The organism is Vibrio plantisponsor (assembly GCF_013041605.1).
Classification (GTDB): Bacteria; Pseudomonadota; Gammaproteobacteria; order Enterobacterales; family Vibrionaceae; genus Vibrio; species Vibrio plantisponsor.
In genome coordinates this window covers 49,731-67,116 of record NZ_JABEQC010000005.1, presented here as the reverse complement: position 1 = coordinate 67,116, position 17,386 = coordinate 49,731, and the positions used below count along the sequence as shown (strand labels likewise).

General features: G+C 45.0%; 17 protein-coding genes. 10 read left to right on the top strand and 7 right to left on the bottom strand.

The features are described 5' to 3' along the window. Nucleotides 1-56: 56 nt before the first annotated feature. The gene (gene yfbR / locus HKI82_RS08505) at nt 57-641 is read right to left on the bottom strand and encodes a 5'-deoxynucleotidase (RefSeq protein ID WP_112404581.1); all 585 of its coding nucleotides are present in this window, start codon (nt 639-641) and stop codon (nt 57-59) included. 128 nt (nt 642-769) lie between these two features. Further along, nucleotides 770-1,984, bottom strand: coding sequence for a pyridoxal phosphate-dependent aminotransferase (locus HKI82_RS08500; RefSeq protein WP_102940745.1), 1,215 nt, complete (start codon nt 1,982-1,984; stop codon nt 770-772). A 215-nt stretch (nt 1,985-2,199) separates the two neighbouring features. Here HKI82_RS08500 and HKI82_RS08495 point away from each other — a divergent pair, with 215 nt between their 5' ends. The 7 genes from HKI82_RS08495 to HKI82_RS08465 all read left to right on the top strand — a co-directional run bounded on the left by HKI82_RS08495 (nt 2,200) and on the right by HKI82_RS08465 (nt 9,782). After that, nucleotides 2,200-3,507, top strand: coding sequence for an isochorismate synthase (locus HKI82_RS08495; protein ID WP_171137758.1), 1,308 nt, complete (start codon nt 2,200-2,202; stop codon nt 3,505-3,507). Beyond that, nucleotides 3,504-5,216 (top strand): 2-succinyl-5-enolpyruvyl-6-hydroxy-3-cyclohexene-1-carboxylic-acid synthase, encoded by a 1,713-nt coding sequence (menD, locus tag HKI82_RS08490; protein ID WP_171137757.1) that lies wholly within the window; start codon nt 3,504-3,506, stop codon nt 5,214-5,216. The genes HKI82_RS08495 and menD overlap by 4 nt, the downstream gene beginning before the upstream one ends. Then, complete coding sequence (menH, locus tag HKI82_RS08485; RefSeq protein WP_171137756.1) at nt 5,206-6,030, top strand: 2-succinyl-6-hydroxy-2,4-cyclohexadiene-1-carboxylate synthase; 825 nt, start codon at nt 5,206-5,208, stop codon at nt 6,028-6,030. The genes menD and menH overlap by 11 nt, the downstream gene beginning before the upstream one ends. Then, nucleotides 6,023-6,889 (top strand): 1,4-dihydroxy-2-naphthoyl-CoA synthase, encoded by an 867-nt coding sequence (gene menB / locus HKI82_RS08480; RefSeq protein ID WP_042483502.1) that lies wholly within the window; start codon nt 6,023-6,025, stop codon nt 6,887-6,889. Before menH ends, menB begins: the two co-directional genes overlap by 8 nt. Before the next feature lie 109 nt (nt 6,890-6,998). Further along, nucleotides 6,999-7,994 carry an o-succinylbenzoate synthase gene (gene menC / locus HKI82_RS08475; RefSeq protein ID WP_042483498.1) on the top strand — a complete coding sequence of 332 codons (996 nt, stop codon included), beginning with the start codon at nt 6,999-7,001 and terminating at the stop codon, nt 7,992-7,994. Next, nucleotides 7,991-9,418: an o-succinylbenzoate--CoA ligase gene (menE, locus tag HKI82_RS08470; protein ID WP_171137755.1), complete on the top strand. Its 1,428-nt coding sequence runs from the start codon at nt 7,991-7,993 to the stop codon at nt 9,416-9,418. The genes menC and menE overlap by 4 nt, the downstream gene beginning before the upstream one ends. Nucleotides 9,419-9,608: 190 nt before the next feature. Beyond that, nucleotides 9,609-9,782 carry a hypothetical protein gene (locus HKI82_RS08465; protein ID WP_167828599.1) on the top strand — a complete coding sequence of 58 codons (174 nt, stop codon included), beginning with the start codon at nt 9,609-9,611 and terminating at the stop codon, nt 9,780-9,782. Here the strand turns inward: HKI82_RS08465 and HKI82_RS08460 are convergent. The 3 genes from HKI82_RS08460 to HKI82_RS08450 form a co-directional block, all read right to left on the bottom strand. Further along, a complete protein-coding gene (locus HKI82_RS08460; protein WP_042483492.1) occupies nt 9,765-10,691 on the bottom strand; it encodes a YeiH family protein in 927 nt (308 codons plus the stop codon). The two genes, HKI82_RS08465 and HKI82_RS08460, sit on opposite strands and share 18 nt — an antisense overlap. Before the next feature lie 249 nt (nt 10,692-10,940). Beyond that, nucleotides 10,941-12,812, bottom strand: coding sequence for an MFS transporter (locus tag HKI82_RS08455; protein WP_171137754.1), 1,872 nt, complete (start codon nt 12,810-12,812; stop codon nt 10,941-10,943). Nucleotides 12,813-12,824: 12 nt separating this feature from the next. Further along, the gene (locus HKI82_RS08450) at nt 12,825-13,421 is read right to left on the bottom strand and encodes a TetR/AcrR family transcriptional regulator (protein WP_102963168.1); all 597 of its coding nucleotides are present in this window, start codon (nt 13,419-13,421) and stop codon (nt 12,825-12,827) included. A 272-nt stretch (nt 13,422-13,693) separates the two neighbouring features. Here HKI82_RS08450 and HKI82_RS08445 point away from each other — a divergent pair, with 272 nt between their 5' ends. Both HKI82_RS08445 and HKI82_RS08440 read left to right on the top strand, forming a co-directional pair. Further along, complete coding sequence (locus HKI82_RS08445; protein ID WP_042483481.1) at nt 13,694-14,566, top strand: Tim44 domain-containing protein; 873 nt, start codon at nt 13,694-13,696, stop codon at nt 14,564-14,566. Nucleotides 14,567-14,704: 138 nt separating this feature from the next. Further along, nucleotides 14,705-15,022, top strand: a complete 318-nt coding sequence (locus HKI82_RS08440; RefSeq protein ID WP_102963170.1) for a DUF1244 domain-containing protein — start codon at nt 14,705-14,707, stop codon at nt 15,020-15,022. A gap of 105 nt (nt 15,023-15,127) precedes the next feature. On the opposite strand, the gene HKI82_RS08435 is transcribed toward HKI82_RS08440, so the two are convergent. Together HKI82_RS08435 and HKI82_RS08430 are read right to left on the bottom strand one after the other, a co-directional pair. Further along, the gene (locus HKI82_RS08435) at nt 15,128-15,595 is read right to left on the bottom strand and encodes an AraC family transcriptional regulator (protein WP_102940736.1); all 468 of its coding nucleotides are present in this window, start codon (nt 15,593-15,595) and stop codon (nt 15,128-15,130) included. A gap of 97 nt (nt 15,596-15,692) precedes the next feature. After that, nucleotides 15,693-16,760 (bottom strand): PLP-dependent cysteine synthase family protein, encoded by a 1,068-nt coding sequence (locus HKI82_RS08430; protein WP_102940735.1) that lies wholly within the window; start codon nt 16,758-16,760, stop codon nt 15,693-15,695. Nucleotides 16,761-16,879: 119 nt separating this feature from the next. Between HKI82_RS08430 and HKI82_RS08425 the strand changes: the two genes are divergently transcribed. Then, complete coding sequence (locus HKI82_RS08425) at nt 16,880-17,344, top strand: Lrp/AsnC family transcriptional regulator (RefSeq protein ID WP_102940734.1); 465 nt, start codon at nt 16,880-16,882, stop codon at nt 17,342-17,344. Nucleotides 17,345-17,386 lie beyond the last annotated feature (42 nt).

The following is a 17,386-nucleotide window of genomic DNA, read 5'->3' as shown; positions in this document are numbered from 1 at the left end:
TTGGATAAGCATGTTTAAAGAATTCTTCAAACATGCTTTTTGTATCAACACGGTTTCTAGCTAATTTCGTCCAGTGTTAATTCAAAACTAGGGGCGAAAGTGTTTAGAAAATACTCCATTTCTTGCGAATAACGCTCTTTCAACGTTACGTCTAAGCGTTTTTTCGCTAACGCATATTCATGGTTACCGGCACTCAGCTCTTCTAAGCATTTCAGGTAAGCACAGATACAGTCTGCTTGTTTGACGATAGCGGCATCATCCGGATGTGAAGATTCTGAAACTAAGAAGGGAGCGAAGTCTTCATGGAACTCTTCAGGCAACATAGACAGAAGACGTTTCTCTGCAGATGCTTCTATCTTTTTGTATTCTTTAGCGATGTCTGGATTGTAGTACTTGATTGGGGTTGGCAAATCACCAGTTAATACTTCGCTGCTATCGTGGTACATCGCCAAAATGGCTATGCGCTCAGGATTGAGCTTCCCACCAAATTTTTTGTTTTTGATTACCGCTAAAGCATGAGCAACAAAAGCCACTTGCAGGCTGTGTTCTGAGATATTTTCCTTAGAGATTGAACGCATTAATGGCCAGCGTTGAATCAGCTTCATTCGGGCGAGGTGGGCGAAAAAATGACTCTCTTGCATAACATTCCAACTTGTTCAGCATAAAAAACGGGCTCTCTTGAGTGTACAGAAGAGAGCCCGTTAATTCTAATACTCTTACCGTTTGGCATGTCGCTTAAGGGTTCGAATATGATATTTGTAACATCAATTTATTGGCTGTAAGTGCTTAGGAAGCGTTCAAAGCGTCCGATAGCTGTTTCCAAATCTTCAACGTGTGGCAAGGTTACGATACGGAAGTGGTCTGGTTTTGGCCAGTTAAAGCCAGTACCTTGAACCAACAGTACTTTTTCTTGAACTAAGAAATCCAACACCATTTTTTGGTCATCTTTGATGTTGTACATCTTAGTGTCGATTTTCGGGAACAAGTACATCGCACCTTTCGGTTTCACACAAGAAACACCAGGGATCTGGTTGATCATTTCCCACGCTTTATCACGCTGCTCTAACAGGCGACCACCAGGAAGGATGAGCTCATTGATACTTTGATAACCGCCCAGTGCGGTTTGGATAGCATGCTGCATTGGTACGTTGGCGCACAAACGCATTGATGAGAGCATCTCAAGACCAGCGATATAACCCTTAGCATAATGCTTAGGACCAGTCAGGAACATCCAGCCGCTGCGGAAACCACAAACACGGTAAGCTTTAGACAGACCGTTAAATGTCACAACCAGTACATCTTCCGTCAGACTTGCTACTGGAGTATGCGTTGCACCGTCATAAAGCACTTTGTCGTAGATTTCATCTGCGAAAATGATCAATTTATGCTGACGTGCAATTTCAATCACTTCTAACAGAAAATCGCGACTGTAAACCGCACCAGTAGGGTTGTTCGGGTTAATCAGAACAATACCGCGAGTTTTTGGTGTAATTTTCTTTTTAATGTCATCCAGATCTGGGTACCAGTCTGCTTGTTCATCACAGATGTAATGCACCGCAGTACCACCAGAAAGAGAGACAGCAGCGGTCCATAGCGGATAGTCAGGCGCTGGCACTAACATTTCGTCGCCATTATTCAGTAGGGCTTGCATCGCCATTACGATCAGTTCAGATACACCGTTACCTAAGTAAACGTCTTCGACGTCTAGGCTACGGATACCTTTTTTCTGATAGTGCTGAACAACTGCTTTACGAGCGGAATAAATACCTTTTGAATCACAATAGCCTTGCGAAGTCGGCATATTACGGATCACGTCAACCAGGATTTCGTCTGGGGCGTCAAAGCCAAATGGGGCCGGGTTACCGATATTTAGCTTCAGTATTTTATGCCCCTCTTCCTCCATGCGCTTAGCATGTTTGAGTACAGGACCCCTAATGTCGTAGCAGACATTATCGAGTTTTGACGACATCCCGATATTTTGCATTTTTTTATTCCTGAAAATGGTTTAATTTCTTTATTAAACTAACTCAAATAGAAATTTTTTAGAATAAAAATCTGTAAAAAGTCTGCTTTATGGTGAGAGCGTTGAATGCCATTTTGTTGAAGTGATGTAAAAGATAGAGCATAACCTTGATTTAAATAAGTTCTCTCAATAGAGTAGCCAAAGGTATACCAAATCTCCTTAACTACGAGGTTGTTTTGTCTAAATTTTATCAAGCCGTTGCTCAGTTAATTGAGCAAGTAAGTAACGCGAGAGAAAACGATGTTCGTTTTGTCCAAGAGTTGGCAGACAAGCCACCATTCGCGTTTATAGATTGGCTTGAAGCCCAACCTATTTTCCCTAAATTTTACTGGCAATCACGAGACACTCGTGACGAAGTGGTCGCATTAGGGCAGTTATACACCTTTACAGAGCCAGAGCCTGCTTACGCCATTCTGGGCGAAGGCCAGCGAGTATGGGGCGGACGTTCTTTTGATGGACGTACGGAGAAGAACCGTTACTGCATGGCTTCTTTTTTCTTTCTGCCACAGATTGAGTTGATCCGTTTCGACGATAAATGGTCGTTAGCTGCAAATGTGAGCCACGAAAAACACCGCACATTAGCCACGCTCAACAAACTGCTGGTGGACGTTACGCCAATTCGAACGCTGCAAAGCGAGATTGTGCATGTAACACATACACCGGATGAAAACAGTTGGAATCACCTTGTAGAAAAAGTCTTGCATGGTATTGAGCAGAAAGAGTTCAAAAAAGTGGTTCTGGCACGAAAAACAAGCTTGCAGCTAGACAGCGACTTAAGTGCTGCTCAGCTTTTAAAAGCAAGCTATGCGCAGAATCATCACAGCTTCCACTTCCTGTTATCGATTGATACAAAGCACAGTTTCATGGGTTCTACGCCGGAACGTTTGTATTACCGCCAAGGCAGTGAACTACAGACAGAAGCGTTGGCTGGCACAATTGGACGAGGTCACAATGCCAGCCAGGATTTAGAACTGGCAAATTGGCTAACGCAAGATACAAAAAATCTGAATGAAAACCAGTTGGTTGTGGATGACATTGTTGAGCGTTTAGAACCGCATTCTCATCAAGTGTTTGTTGAAGAGGAAGCTCGATTGGTTCGCTTACGCAAAGTCCAACATTTGAAACGCTCTATTCGCGCAGAGCTGAAACAGGGTATTAACGGCATTCAATTGTTGAGTGCGTTGCAGCCGACAGCCGCTGTGGCTGGTTTGCCTCGTAAAGAAGCGTTGGATTTTATCACCCAAAACGAGCCTTTTGCGCGCGGTTGGTACGCAGGTTCTATGGGTTACTTTAGCCATCAAAAAGCCGAGTTTTGTGTCGCGATTCGCAGCGCATTAGTGCTGGAAAAAGAAGTTCAGCTTTTTGCCGGTGCAGGTATTGTTCCCGGCTCGGTTGCAGAACATGAGTGGCAGGAGCTGGATAAGAAAATGTCGACGCTGCTGAGTTTAATCTCAGACAAGCTGCCTTTAGGAGTGGCTTCATGAGCCAAGATCAAGCGGTACTGAACCGAATTTGGTGCAAGGTTATCTTAGAAGAGTTATCGCGATTTGGTGTGACTGAAGTTTGCGTGGCTCCGGGTTCTCGTTCTACACCTTTGACACTTGAAGCTGACACAAACGCAAAGTTAAACCTTCACACTCACTACGATGAACGCGGACTTGGTTTTCTTGCATTAGGTTTAGCGAAAGCAAGCAACAAGCCTGTTGCAGTTATCGTCACATCCGGCACGGCGGTAGCAAATTTACTTCCTGCTATTGCAGAAGCAAAACTAACCGGTGAAAAACTGATAGTACTTACTGCTGACCGCCCTGTTGAACTGGTAGATTGTGGCGCGAACCAAGCAATTGTGCAGCATGACATTTTTTCTTCGCATGTGACAAAAGCGGTTTATCTGCCTAGCCCTGACGTTGGCGTCTCACTTAACTGGTTGTTGACTACTATTGATGATGCTTGTTACCAGCAGGAGCAGGCAGGCAGTGCCATCCATATTAACTGCCCATTCCCTGAACCCTTGTATTCCAATGGTGACGATTCACAGTATCAGGATTACCTCGCTACGATTGGTGAATGGTCTCAATCTGAACAAATTTATTGCCAACGACACTTTAGCATTTCGCAGGTTTCTCTTATTTCTAACGACATATTGAGTAACAAAGGCGTCGTCATTGTTGGCTCGGTGAGTTTAAAAGAGGCGTTGGCGGCGAAGCAGTTCGCCCAAAAACTGGGTTGGCCTCTGCTGTGTGACCCTCAATCAGGTATCAACAGCCAATGGGCACACTTTGATTTATGGCTGCAAAATGCCACAGCAAAAACTCAGCTCAATCAATGTGAGCAGATTATTCAGTTTGGCTCTCGTATCGTCTCCAAGCGTTTAAATCAATGGCTTTCGGAACAAGTGAGCCAAAGAAGTTGCAGATATGGTTATGTTTCCCCTAGTGCGGACAGAAACAATCCCGCGCATCTTCCTCAGCAACATTGGGTCGCTGATATTTCTGACTGGGTTGCTTCTGCCATAGAACAATGGACAGCGCTGACGCCGCTACAATTTGGCTGGGCGGATTCACTAATAGCGTATTCAACGGCCATTTCACAATTGGCGAACTTGCATTTATCTCAACAGCATTTAACCGAAATCGCAGTCGCACTTGAACTGAGTGATGGGGATACAGACGCAGCGTTGTTCTTGGGCAACAGCTTGATTGTGCGCTTAGCGGATATGTTCAGCGTGATAGATCAACGTGACGTGTACTCAAATCGTGGAGCGTCTGGTATTGATGGACTTGTTGCGACAGCGGCTGGCGTACATCGCGCAATTGATAAACCTATGTTGATGATATTGGGTGATACCTCGCTACTTTACGATCTCAACTCGTTGGCGTTAGTGCGCGCAAGTAAACATCCGCTGGTGATCGTTGTCTGCAATAACGATGGTGGCGCGATATTCGATTTGCTTCCGGTACCTGCTGAAAAGCGTAAAGCGCTTTACCAGATGCCACATGGCATGAACTTTAAAGCCGCAGCAGCACAATTTGGTTTGCACTATGCGCAACCTGAGACGCTTCAAGCTTATCACTCTTTGGTGCAGGAACATTTGCAGTCGGGTGAGGGATGTCTGCTGGTGGAGATCATCACGCCACCTCAACAAGCTTCAGCACAAATCAAGCAACTGACCGCTCAGATTCATGCTTTATAGTCACTCTTGCTTTAAGCAAACCATCAAAGAAGGCGAGCCCGTGCTGGTCTTTTTGCATGGTTTGCTGGGCAGTGGCGAAGACTGGCAATCCTCGATTGAACAACTGCCTAACAGCAATTGGATCACCATAGACCTTCCCGGGCATGGTCAAAGTCAAGAGCATACCTGTGCTGATTTTTTTCAGTGCTGCCAACAAATTTCTCACACAATCCTTTCCCAACTAGAACCTAATACACCCATTATTTTGATTGGATACTCATTGGGTGGTCGCATCGCCATGTTAGGGGCTGCGCTTGAACTGTTTTCGAATCTCAACCTTGTTGGATTGGTTATCGAAGGTGGGAATTTTGGTTTACAGAATGAACAAGAGAAAAAAGCGCGCTGGGAAAATGATAGCTATTGGGCGCAGAGATTTCGCATGGAACCGATTGAGCAAGTATTGAACGATTGGTATCGGCAAGCGGTGTTTAGTTCACTAAATGATGAGCAAAGACAAACTCTGATCACAAAGCGTAGTGCTAATCTTGGGAACGAGATAGCAAATATGCTGTTATCGACATCGTTAGCAAATCAACCATACTTACTACCTGCATTGCAGCAACTTTCGTTGCCAGTGCTTTATGTGTGTGGAGCAAACGATGACAAATTTCGTCAACTCGCCGAACAGAGCGGGCTGACTTACAGTCAGATTGAAAGCGCAGGGCACAATGTTCATCAGGAACAACCAAGTGCTTTTGCGAAGACAATTCAGCGATTTATAGACTCACTCCACAAAGAAGTGAGAAGCAACGATATTGGGAATCACCATGGCTAAAACAGTAGGCATTTCAGAAGAAGAACTTTACGCACCAGTGGCGTGGCATGATTGCAGCGGTAGTTTTGAAGATATTCACTACCACAAATCTGAAGATGGTATCGCGAAAATCACCATCGCTCGTCCTCAAGTCCGTAACGCATTCCGCCCTCAAACCGTAAAAGAGATGATCAATGCGTTAGCAGATGCTCGTTACGACGAAGGCGTGGGTGTCATCATCCTTACCGGTTTAGGTGAAGATGCATTCTGCTCTGGTGGCGACCAGAAGATTCGTGGCGACTACGGCGGTTACAAAGACGACACCGGCACTCACCACCTAAACGTGTTGGACTTCCAACGCCAAATTCGTACCTGTCCAAAACCTGTGATCGCATCTGTTGCGGGCTGGGCGGTAGGCGGTGGTCACGTTCTGCACATGATGTGTGATCTTACTATCGCGGCAGAAAATGCGCAGTTCGGTCAAACAGGACCAAAAGTGGGTTCTTTCGATGGCGGCTGGGGTGCCTCTTACATGGCTCGCATCGTGGGTCAGAAAAAAGCACGAGAAATCTGGTTCCTTTGCCGTTTCTATAACGCTCAGGAAGCGTTGGATATGGGCTTAGTCAACACTGTTGTTCCACTGGCTGATCTTGAAAAAGAAACGGTACGTTGGTGCCGTGAAGTGCTGCAACACAGCCCTATGGCGCTTCGTTGTCTGAAAGCAGCACTGAATGCAGACTGTGATGGTCAAGCTGGTCTTCAAGAGCTGGCGGGTAACGCAACCATGTTGTTCTACATGACTGACGAAGGGCAGGAAGGACGTAATGCGTTTAATGAAAAACGTCGTCCGGACTTCAACAAGTTCCCTCGCAACCCTTAATGTTGCAGACGCTTATGGTTAATGGCTGACAGTTTTTAACTATTAGCCGTACGAAATTAGGGTCAGTAGTCTCGTTACACTGACCCATAGTCAAAAAATTAGGTTTTATATGCGCAGTGCAAAACTGTACCGCTATGCATTACCCATGGATAGCGGAGTGATTCTTCGTGAAGAGAAACTGACTGTACGCGAAGGTTTTGTTGTTGAACTTCGTGAAGATGGAAAAGTAGGGCTCGGGGAAATTGCGCCCTTAAAAGGATTCAGTGTCGAAACGCCAGATGAAGCGGGTGCGTTAGCAAAAGAGCAGCTTGAACTTTGGGTTCAAGGGCAATCGCTGAGCTACGATGAGCTGTTTCCATCAGTTGCCTTCGGGTTATCGATGGCGGAATTAGAGTTAGCTGGTGGTTTACCACAAGAGGGTGAGTATAACGCGGCACCGCTTTGTACTGGAGATCCAGACGACCTCATTCCAACGCTGAACAATATGCCAGGCAGAAAAGTGGCGAAAATCAAAGTGGGTTTGTACGAACCTATTCGTGACGGCATGCTGGTGAATCTATTCTTAGAATCTATGCCAGACCTTTATCTCCGCTTGGATGCCAATCGAGCTTGGACAAAAGAAAAAGCCGCGAAATTTGCCCAATATATCGCGCCTTCAAGACGCAGCAGAATTGCTTACCTTGAAGAGCCGTGTATGTCGCCAAGTGACAGTCTGGCTTTTGCTATTGATACCGGTATCGGCATTGCGTGGGATGAAACCCTGCAACATGCGGTTCGCAGTGATGAGTTCAAACTTGAACAATTGGTAGGGGCGAAAACCATTGTTATCAAGCCAACGCTGATAGGTTCTGTCGAGCGTTGTAAAACGTTGATTGAAAAAGCTAAGGCGTTAAAAATTCAGGCAGTGGTCAGTTCAAGTATTGAATCAAGTTTAGGCCTGACTCAGTTAGCTCGTTTGTCTAAATGGCTGATGCCGGAAGAAATTCCGGGGCTAGATACGATAGGGCTGTTTAAGGCTCAGCTTGTTACCTCATGGCCTGATTGCAACATTCCGGTTGCGAATCTCGAAGACCAAGAGCTTATCTGGTCGTCGGAGACAGCATGACCCCTTGGCAACATTATCAACAGTGTCACCCAGATAAGGTGGCACTTTGCTTTTATGACCCACAGGGTAGAGAGCAGCGGTTGACGTGGCAGCAACTTAGCCATCATGTAGACCAATACCAAGCGTCTCTGCTATCAAAGGGAATCAAAGCGGGTGAAGTACTCACCTTAGTGGGAAAGAATCACATACAGATGCTTATGTGGTTTTTGGCTGCCCAACAATCTGGGATAGTGTGCGCTTTTGCGATGCCTCAAACGATTTCTCAGTTGACTGACAAACTAGATACCCTCTACACACCATCTCAAACGGCGTATGTGTGGTTAGCGGATAGCGCTCAATGCCGAGCGGAAGACTTTCAACATATTGAGAGAAAAATAGCCTTCATCGAGTTTGACGATCATCTTTGCTACACTAATTCTGTTTCCCTTCACTCTCATTACAAGGCTGACAACTTAGCCAGCATCATTTTTACGTCAGGTTCCACAGGCAAACCGAAAGCTGTTGCCCATAATCACAGTCAGCATCTTGCCTCGGCGCAGGGGTTACTCGAAGTATTTCGCTTCCAAGCTGATGATACTTGGTTGCTAAGCCTGCCCATGTACCATGTTTCTGGATTAGCGATAGTTTATCGTTGGCTAAGCTCAGGAGCTTGTTTGAAAATCGGTACGGGAGAACTTGTTCAAGATATCCAAAATGTCACTCACGCTTCTTTAGTCCCCACACAATTAAAGCGCTTGTTGGATAGTAAGCAGGTACTCACTCTTAGCCATGTGCTGCTTGGAGGAAGCCATATTCCACACCAGCTTAGCCAGCAGGCAGCGGCATTGGGAATAGAAACCTGGCTTGGTTATGGGATGACGGAAGCCGCCTCGACAGTGACGGCGAAACGAGTTGATGAAACGGCTACGACTGGAAAGGTACTTTCGCAAAGGAAAGTTAAACTGGAAGGCGAACGTATTTATATAGGAGGAAATACGCTTGCTCAGGGGTATTTCTTTCAAGGCTCAATGACCCCGATAGTGGATGAACAAGGGTGGTTTGACAGTAAAGATTTGGGGCAGTGGGTTGGTGATGAATTAGTGATTATTGGTCGTGCTGATAACTTATTTATCTCTGGTGGAGAAAACATTCACTGTGAAGAGATTGAAAGCGTATTGAACCAACATCCAGATATTCAACTTGCGATGGTTGTTCCGGTAACGGATGCAGAGTATGGCGCTCGTCCGGTAGCGGTGATTCGCAGCCAAAAGCAGTTCGAAAAGCCGGATGGCGATGTGTTATGCAGCGGGAAACTTGAAAAATTTAAATGGCCGGTCGCGTATTTTCAGATGCCGGACGAACTGCTAGAAACAGGAATAAAAGTCTCTCGCAAAGGGGTTAAAGATTGGTTGAAGGAAAATCAGAACCAATACATACCGCTATGAACTGCACTTGTGAACTGAAATCGGGAGTCTGTGAACTCATAACCGAACGTTTGTGAACTTAAAACCGAAAGTTAAAAGCTGCGGTTATGAGTTAGTCCAAAACAGAATTTCTCTTCTTATAACTCATGAGCATAATAGACCCAGATTTTTGAGAATTTAAGACTATAGTGTCTATATTCAAGGGGCTGTTATGTTCAAAGGGCTTTTTATTGTCACCATCGCACTGCAACTATTGATTGCTTTTACACAAAACGGCTGGGTACGCTCGGTGGCGGAGCTGAGTGCGTTCTTATTAGTCGTATTATTCAGCCTTGCGGTTAAACCGTTTACCACCAAGCCTGAGCCATTAAACCGTCAGAAGTAACCAGCCCAAAGACGACACCGATATCGCAATCCAAAGAATCACACCAAACAGCAGCGGCTTAGGCCCAGAAGCTTTCAAACGTGCAGGTGAAATACTGCAACCAATGAGAAACAGACAGATCACCAGAGCCTGTTTAGCAATCGAAAACACACCTTGATAGATTTGTTGCCATTGTGGAAATAAGTCACTGAACCCTATTGCCAGACAGTAGAAAAGAATGAAGTAAGGGATAGCCAGTTTGCGCGAATGGCTCTTGAACAACCAAGCGCTCACTAATGCTACGGGTACAATCCAAAGCGCTCGCGCCAACTTAAGTGTGGTTGCTGTTTTAAGTGCTTCTTCACCATAAGCTGAAGCGGCACCAACAACAGAAGAAGTATCATGAATTGCAATCGCTGCCCAAGTACCAAACGTATGTTGGTCGAGTGATAACGCGTGCCCAATCATCGGAAAGATAAACAGCGCGATAGAATTCAGTACAAAAACAGTACCCAAAGCTAAGCCAGTTTGGTCATCATCGGCATTAATTGCTGGGGCGACGGCAGCAATCGCACTTCCGCCACAAATTGCGGTACCAGAAGCGATTAAATGCCCAGTTTTCTTCTCAAGTCCCATTGCTTTGGCAACAAAAGTACCAATAACGAGTGTGCCGCAGATGGTTGCCAGAATAAGGCCAATACCGTCACTCGTGACTGTTAACGCTTGTTGCAGAGGAATGCCAAAACCTAAGCCAACGATAGAGTAAGCCAACAATTTCTTAGTGAGTTTTGCGATAGGGATGTGCGCGGGAACCCAGCCTAAGGAAGCAATCAAAAAACCCATAACCAAAGCGCTTGGAGATGTAATCCAAGGAGAAAGGCAAAGTGCGCCACCCAGCCAAAATGGAAGGTGAATAGGTTTGATGTTCATAGTGACTACCTTACAACAACATTCACAGACAATGTTTTTAAGTCCCGCTTTTCAGCACGATTTTGCTAAACGGGGAGCTCTGAACCGTTTGGAGGGGCATTGTAACGAGAAGTGGTTGGTCAGGAAATCTTAATGTATTGAACATATGTTTAGATAAACTGAACAACAGGTGTTTTCAGTGTTAGGTGATGCAATGAAGGCTTCTTAAAAGAAGCCTTCCAACAAAATATCTTTTGATACACCCAGAGCTTATTGCCAATCTCCGCGCAATTGAGCGACCTTTTTGAACATTACCTCTGAGGACGCAAGCTCTGAAGATACTGGCGGACCGGCTTCTATTTCTAGGCGTGACCAGAAACGACTCGGCAACCCTTTACAAGCACGACCTTTACATCGGCTAAAGTAACTGCCCCACAGTCCTTTCAACGCTATGGGTATTACTGGAACAGGGCTGCGTTTTAAGATGATGTCTAACCCTCGCATAAACTCATTCATTTCGCCGTCAGCCGTCAAACGGCCTTCAGGGAAAATACACACCAGATGACCTTCATTCAAAGCCTGTTCAACATCATTGAACGCTCGGAGTATGGAACGTCTGTTGCGAGCGCAGATAGGGATCACGCCTGCGCGCTTTAAAAAGCCTCTTAACACAGGCAGGTTTGCATAGTCCTCTTCCATCACAAAACGAATCAGGCGAGGGCTGGCCGCGCTGAGGAGCAAAGCATCCATATAGCTAACGTGATTACAGACGAGCAACGCACCGCCGTGTTCGGGAATGTGATTGAGATTTTTGTGTTTCACTCGATAGAGAGTATGGGTCAGTGCCCAAACCAAAAAACGGACAGCAAATATAGGGACTTGTAAGAACACAAATACCGACGTTAATAGGTTGATCACCGAGATAACGACAAATAGCTGGATTATAGAAAGTTCTAATACAGACAAGCACACAATGCCAAGAATGGCGCTACCAACCATAAATAACGAGTTATAGATGTTGAGCGCTGCGATAACTTGTGCTCGTTGAGTCTCTTGAGCGCGTTGTTGCATTAATGCATAAAGCGGCACAATAAATACACCACCAGAAGCGCCTAATAGCAGTAAATAGCAGAACAAAGGCCAGAGGGGCTGATAGAGAACGAACTCGCTAAACTGATGAAAGATAGGCAGTGATTCTGGAATGCTGGTCGCCATCAAATAACCGAATACGGTAATACCTAAGCTGCCGATAGGCACGATACCAATTTCAATTCGGTGGTTTGACAGTTTGTCACAGCTTAACGATCCGATAGCAATTCCTACGGAGAACAGGGCAAGTAAGAAAGATACCGCACTCTCAGTGCCATTGAGGTGGAGCTTAGTGAAGTTTGGAAACTGAGTTAAATAAGTTGCACCGAGGAACCAAAACCAGCTGATTGCCATAATACACAACAATATGGTGCGATCGCTTTTGGCAATGGCTAGTGTGTGGCGAGTCTGGCGGATAGGGCGCCAAGTAAAATGAATGTGCGGGTTACCCGCAGGTGCTTGTGGTATGAAGCGGCTTGCCAGATAACCACAAAGTGAAAACAGAACCACACAACCTGCAGCAATGTATTTGGCGTGGTCAAGCGAGGCGATAACGCCTGCGCCAATTGTACCGATTAATATGGCAAGGAAAGTTCCTGCCTCTACCAGCGCATTACCAGAGACCAGTTCGTTGGCTTTAAGTTGTTGAGGTAGCAACGCATATTTTACAGGACCAAAGAACGCAGATTGTGTACCCATCAAAAACAGCATCAATAGCAGCACAAGGTAGCTTTCTGTAATAAAGCCGATTGCGCCCAAACACATAATGGCGATTTCAATCAGTTTGACCTTACGGATAAACCAAGATTTTTCATATTTATCCGCCAGCACCCCTGCGGAAGCTGAAAAAAGAAAAAACGGAAGAATAAATAACCCTGCCGCTAGATTAATAAACAGATGACTTGAAATGGGCAGAATGGCACTGCCTGAAAAGGCGACGAAGAGCAGCAGAACATTTTTGAAAATGTTGTCATTGAAAGCGCCAAAAAACTGCGTCACAAAATACGGAAGAAAACGTCGCTGGCTGAGCAACGGTGCGTGATGTTGTGACATCCTATGTCCTTATTAGTGTGACCATTTACTCAAGTAGTTAGAGAGTAGATTCTGAATCAGCTTCTTGCCATCAATCGGTTCGTCTGCAAAAAATTTGTCGTCAACGCTTAGCAAGGTAATACCATGTACACCAGCCCAAAGCACACGGCTTGCTTGTAGTACTTCGCGAGGAGAACGCTGCGGTGCAAATATTGTAAGCAAATCTTCCAGCATACTGGTCATGTTATCAATGCGTTCAGCTTGCCATTCTGGGAGAGCTTCACCGTTCATCTTATGTTCGAAAATTAGTTGCCAACGGTGAGGGTTTCTCTGCGCGAAATCGTGGTAACAATAGGCAAGCTCGTAGAGGGCTTGTTCAGAGTCGTGACACTGGCTGACCACTTCATTAGCTTCCAGAGCCAGTTCATCTAGAGTCTGAGCAACCACATGAAGCAACAATAAGTTATAGCTGCCGAACACATTGACTAATGTGCTTGGTACATAACCAATCATGTTTGCTACTTTACGCAAACTGAGTTCGTGATAGGAATGTTCAGTTAAAAAATCCTTTACGGAACTGAGTGTGAGAGTGATCAATTCCTCTCGTGTGTGATCGTTTCGTCTCGCCATAGCCGGAATAGAATAATGAACAACGTTCGATATTCTAATAAGCATGGTCTGGGGCGTCAAACATTAGGTTTGCAATATTCTGATACAAGTCCTCACTGTAAAAGCGTTTTATTGTCTGAGTGAAGTGGATATGATGTGTTACAAATATAGGTAAACCCGTCTTAATTGAAGCCGCAGAGGTGTTGGCTACACATAGTCGCCTTACTGCACTCCAATGAGTTTGGGTAAAAACACTATTGCACCCTCGTACAAATATAACGTGAAGGATAAGTATGAAACGTCTGTTCTCGCTGATCGCACTGCTGATGGTTTCTGTCGCTGTCTCACCGATAGCTGAAGCCAAAAAGTTTGGTGGCGGTAAGTCATTTGGTAAGAGTTTTAAAACAGCTCCTGCTCCTAAGCAGCAAAGCCAAAACACAAGTACCATCAACAAAGATACTTCTAAAGCTGCGCAAACTTCAGGCAAAAAAGGTCTGATGGGCGGTCTGTTAGGTGGTTTGCTAGCAGGTGGTTTATTAGCTGCGTTCTTCGGCGGAGCGTTTGAGGGTATTCAGTTCCTAGATATTCTTATCATGGGCTTGATTGCTTACTTCGCATTTAAGTTCTTGCGCAGCATGCTGGCCGCAAAACAGGGCAGCATGAACCAGAATCAACAGCAGCCGGCTTTCGGCGGTGTTAACCGCAACATGCATGAGCAACCAAACGTACATAACTTTGAGCAGCCACAAGCAGCGGGCGGTTTCGGTACGACAGCAACAAGTGATGTACCGCACAACTACCCACCGGGTTTTGATCAAGCGGCTTTCATCAGTGGCTCTCGTGAACACTACCGTATTCTTCAAGGCGCTTGGAACTTCAATCAACTTGAAACCATTGAAGAGTATGTATCACCAAGTCTATTCGCTGATCTGAAAGAAGAACGAGCGAAACTGGAAGGTGAGCAACACACAGACGTAATGTATGTAGATGCTGAAATTGTTCGCGCAGACTATGATGCAGACAAAGCTCAACTTAGTCTTCAGTTTAGCGGTCGCTACCGTGACACTGTAGAAGGTATCGAAGAGAATATCGAAGATATCTGGCATCTAGAGCGCGATCTGACAGTGCCAAATGCACCTTGGTTGATTGTTGGTATTCAAGCTTAATCAATCAATTAAGTCACAAAATTGCTTTTATATAACGCCCGAGCTTGTCTTGGGCGTTTTTTTATTGGCATGATAAGCAACAATCTAACCAGACAACGTAATGTTGAGTGGTAAAGTCAAACAAGAAAGGGAAATATCATGGCTGAATTCAAATACAAAAACCTAAGCCAAGAAGAACAAGACAAACTTGATGCGGCAGTGTTTCGTCGTCTATTGGCGCACCTTGATGAAAATAAAGACGTTCAAAACATTGATTTAATGATACTTGCTGGTTTCTGCCGCAACTGCTTCTGTAAGTGGTATCAAGCCGAAGCGGAAAGTGCAGGGAAAGACTTGTCGATTGATGATGCTCGTGAGCGTGTGTACGGTATGACTTATGATGAGTGGAAAGCCAATCACCAACTGCCAGCAACACCAGAGCAACTCGCTGCGTTTGAAGCAAAGCAGAAAAAATAGAAACTTAAGTAAATAAAAAGCCGCCAGTGTTGTCTGTTCTTGAGTAACAGCACAAATACAATGGCGGCTTTATTGTCTCTCAGCTTTGCAGCAATACAGGTTAGGTTACTTTAGTGGTAAGTAAACATCGGTTTGCAAAGCGTTTTTGTCGGTGTCTGGAGCAATATTCAGGTAATGGAAAAAACAAGGTTTACCACTTGGCTGTTCGCCGCTGGTGGGTAACCAGTTTTTATACAGCTTATAGACTGTTTGGCTGATCAGATCCAAACTGCCGTAGTGTCTTAGTACGGCACATTTGCCACCTGTCAGCATGCCGTTAACCACTCCGAAACGATTGTCAGGAATGTCTTCTTCGACACCCCCTGCGATATCAAAACGAAAATTTTTGTTGTTCGTTTCGTTAGGGTCACTGTATGGAATACCGAAGGTGTCACTGGTTGCGATAGGGGACAACCCCGTTTCTTTACGCCATGCTACGAAATTTTCCACACTGTTCATCAACTGCTCTGGGGCTCCTTGATGAGTATAAATGGCTACTTTTCTCGGCGTAAATTCAACAATTCGCACTTGCACTGTGGTTCTCCAGACTTTTCTTTATTCAACAAGACTATAAAAGAAAAGTGACAATAAATCTGTCTCTCGGTTCTTAATTCACGCTATGAGAAAGTTATTACTCCAGTTCACCAGTTCTAGAGAAAACTTCTAGTTTTTCTAAGTATGGAGAAAGATCGCCAATGTTTTTCTCTACCCAATCCGCGTTGTAATAGGTATCAAGATAACGTTCGCCACTGTCACACAGCAAAGTCACAATAGATCCTGTCTCGCCTTTGCGTTTCATTTCACAGGCAAGCTGCAATGCACCGTAGAGGTTGGTACCAGTCGATGCACCAGCTTTTCTGCCAAGAATGCCTTCTAACCAGTGAACGGTTGCGACACTTGCTGCGTCAGGGATTTGTAGCATTTCATCGACGACATTGGGAATAAAACTCGGTTCTACACGTGGGCGACCTATGCCCTCAATTTTGCTGCCGCAATCTAGTTTGATGTCTGGGTTGCGGGTTTTATAAAAATCGAAGAACACCGAGTTCTGTGGATCTACAACGCACAATTTAGTGTCATATTGTTGATAGCGAATAAAGCGCCCGATAGTTGCAGAAGTGCCGCCAGTTCCCGGACTCATCACAATCCATGCTGGTACTGGGTGGTCTTCCATTTTCATCTGGCTATAGATGCTATCTGCGATATTGCTGTTACCACGCCAGTCTGTTGCTCTTTCAGCATAGGTAAACTGATCCATGTAATGACCATTCAGCTCTGCGGCTAAACGGCGTGATTCTGCATAGATCTGATCAGAACGGTCGACTAAATGCGCCTTACCGCCGTAAAACTCAATTTGTTCGATTTTTTTAATTGCTGTGCACTTAGGCATGACGGCAATAAAAGGCAAACCGAGCAAACGAGCAAAGTACGCTTCTGAAACAGCAGTGCTGCCAGAAGAGGATTCAATAATCGGTGTCTCTGGACCAATCCAACCGTTACAAATGGCATAAAGAAACAGCGAGCGGGCAAGGCGGTGCTTTAGGGAGCCAGTTGGGTGGGTACTTTCATCTTTCAGATATATATCAATGCCCTGCAAACACGGTAAATCAAGTTTGATTAAATGAGTGTCGGCGGAACGTTGATAGTCAGCTTCGATTTTTCTAATTGCGCTGTTTATCCATTGATGGTCGGTACACATGTGTTTTCTCCCTAAAGTTTATATTCATAATCTAGCGATTTATCAGGAGAAAAACTTTGCTAATTTTTTTGTGTTTGTTTAATTTTGGAGAAAATAATTCTCTCTAAGTGGGTGTTTGTATGGCTTTGGACAAGGTTGACCGCAAAATATTGGCAATATTGCAGCAGGACAGTACGGTTTCTCTTAATGATTTGGCGGAAGCAGTGAACTTAACGACCACACCATGTTGGAAACGTCTCAAGAAGTTGGAAGAGTCAGGCATCATTGCTAAGCGCGTTGCTTTGCTGAATCCAGAATCATTGGGTCTATGCTTTACCGTATTTGTTTTGGTTCAGACCAGCGATCATTCCCATGAGTGGTATCGGAAGTTTGTCGCAACCGTGGAGGAATTCCCAGAAGTGATGGAGTTCTATCGTATGGCGGGGGAGTACGATTACATGATGAAAGTGTTGGTCAAAGACATGAAAGACTATGACCAGTTCTATAAAAAACTGGTCAACAGTGTCGTAGGTCTTAACAACGTGACTTCAACATTTGCTATGGAATCGTTGAAATACACCACTGAACTACCGTTAGGCCATTAATCTTGGCCAACACAGAGGTTTGTTAACCGAATATCCAAGCAA

Excerpts from the sequence above, each read along its gene's own strand:
- menD (WP_171137757.1), top strand. The coding sequence starts at position 3,504 with ATGAGCCAAGATCAAGCGGTACTGAACCGAATTTGGTGCAAGGTTATC.
- HKI82_RS08425 (WP_102940734.1), top strand. The coding sequence starts at position 16,880 with ATGGCTTTGGACAAGGTTGACCGCAAAATATTGGCAATATTGCAGCAG.
- HKI82_RS08460 (WP_042483492.1), bottom strand. The coding sequence starts at position 10,691 with ATGAACATCAAACCTATTCACCTTCCATTTTGGCTGGGTGGCGCACTT.
- HKI82_RS08450 (WP_102963168.1), bottom strand. The coding sequence starts at position 13,421 with ATGGCGAGACGAAACGATCACACACGAGAGGAATTGATCACTCTCACA.
- HKI82_RS08440 (WP_102963170.1), top strand. The coding sequence starts at position 14,705 with ATGGCTGAATTCAAATACAAAAACCTAAGCCAAGAAGAACAAGACAAA.
- HKI82_RS08465 (WP_167828599.1), top strand. The coding sequence starts at position 9,609 with ATGTTCAAAGGGCTTTTTATTGTCACCATCGCACTGCAACTATTGATT.
- menB (WP_042483502.1), top strand. The coding sequence starts at position 6,023 with ATGGCTAAAACAGTAGGCATTTCAGAAGAAGAACTTTACGCACCAGTG.
- menC (WP_042483498.1), top strand. The coding sequence starts at position 6,999 with ATGCGCAGTGCAAAACTGTACCGCTATGCATTACCCATGGATAGCGGA.
- menE (WP_171137755.1), top strand. The coding sequence starts at position 7,991 with ATGACCCCTTGGCAACATTATCAACAGTGTCACCCAGATAAGGTGGCA.
- HKI82_RS08430 (WP_102940735.1), bottom strand. The coding sequence starts at position 16,760 with ATGTGTACCGACCATCAATGGATAAACAGCGCAATTAGAAAAATCGAA.
- yfbR (WP_112404581.1), bottom strand. The coding sequence starts at position 641 with ATGCAAGAGAGTCATTTTTTCGCCCACCTCGCCCGAATGAAGCTGATT.
- HKI82_RS08500 (WP_102940745.1), bottom strand. The coding sequence starts at position 1,984 with ATGCAAAATATCGGGATGTCGTCAAAACTCGATAATGTCTGCTACGAC.
- menH (WP_171137756.1), top strand. The coding sequence starts at position 5,206 with ATGCTTTATAGTCACTCTTGCTTTAAGCAAACCATCAAAGAAGGCGAG.
- HKI82_RS08455 (WP_171137754.1), bottom strand. The coding sequence starts at position 12,812 with ATGTCACAACATCACGCACCGTTGCTCAGCCAGCGACGTTTTCTTCCG.
- HKI82_RS08445 (WP_042483481.1), top strand. The coding sequence starts at position 13,694 with ATGAAACGTCTGTTCTCGCTGATCGCACTGCTGATGGTTTCTGTCGCT.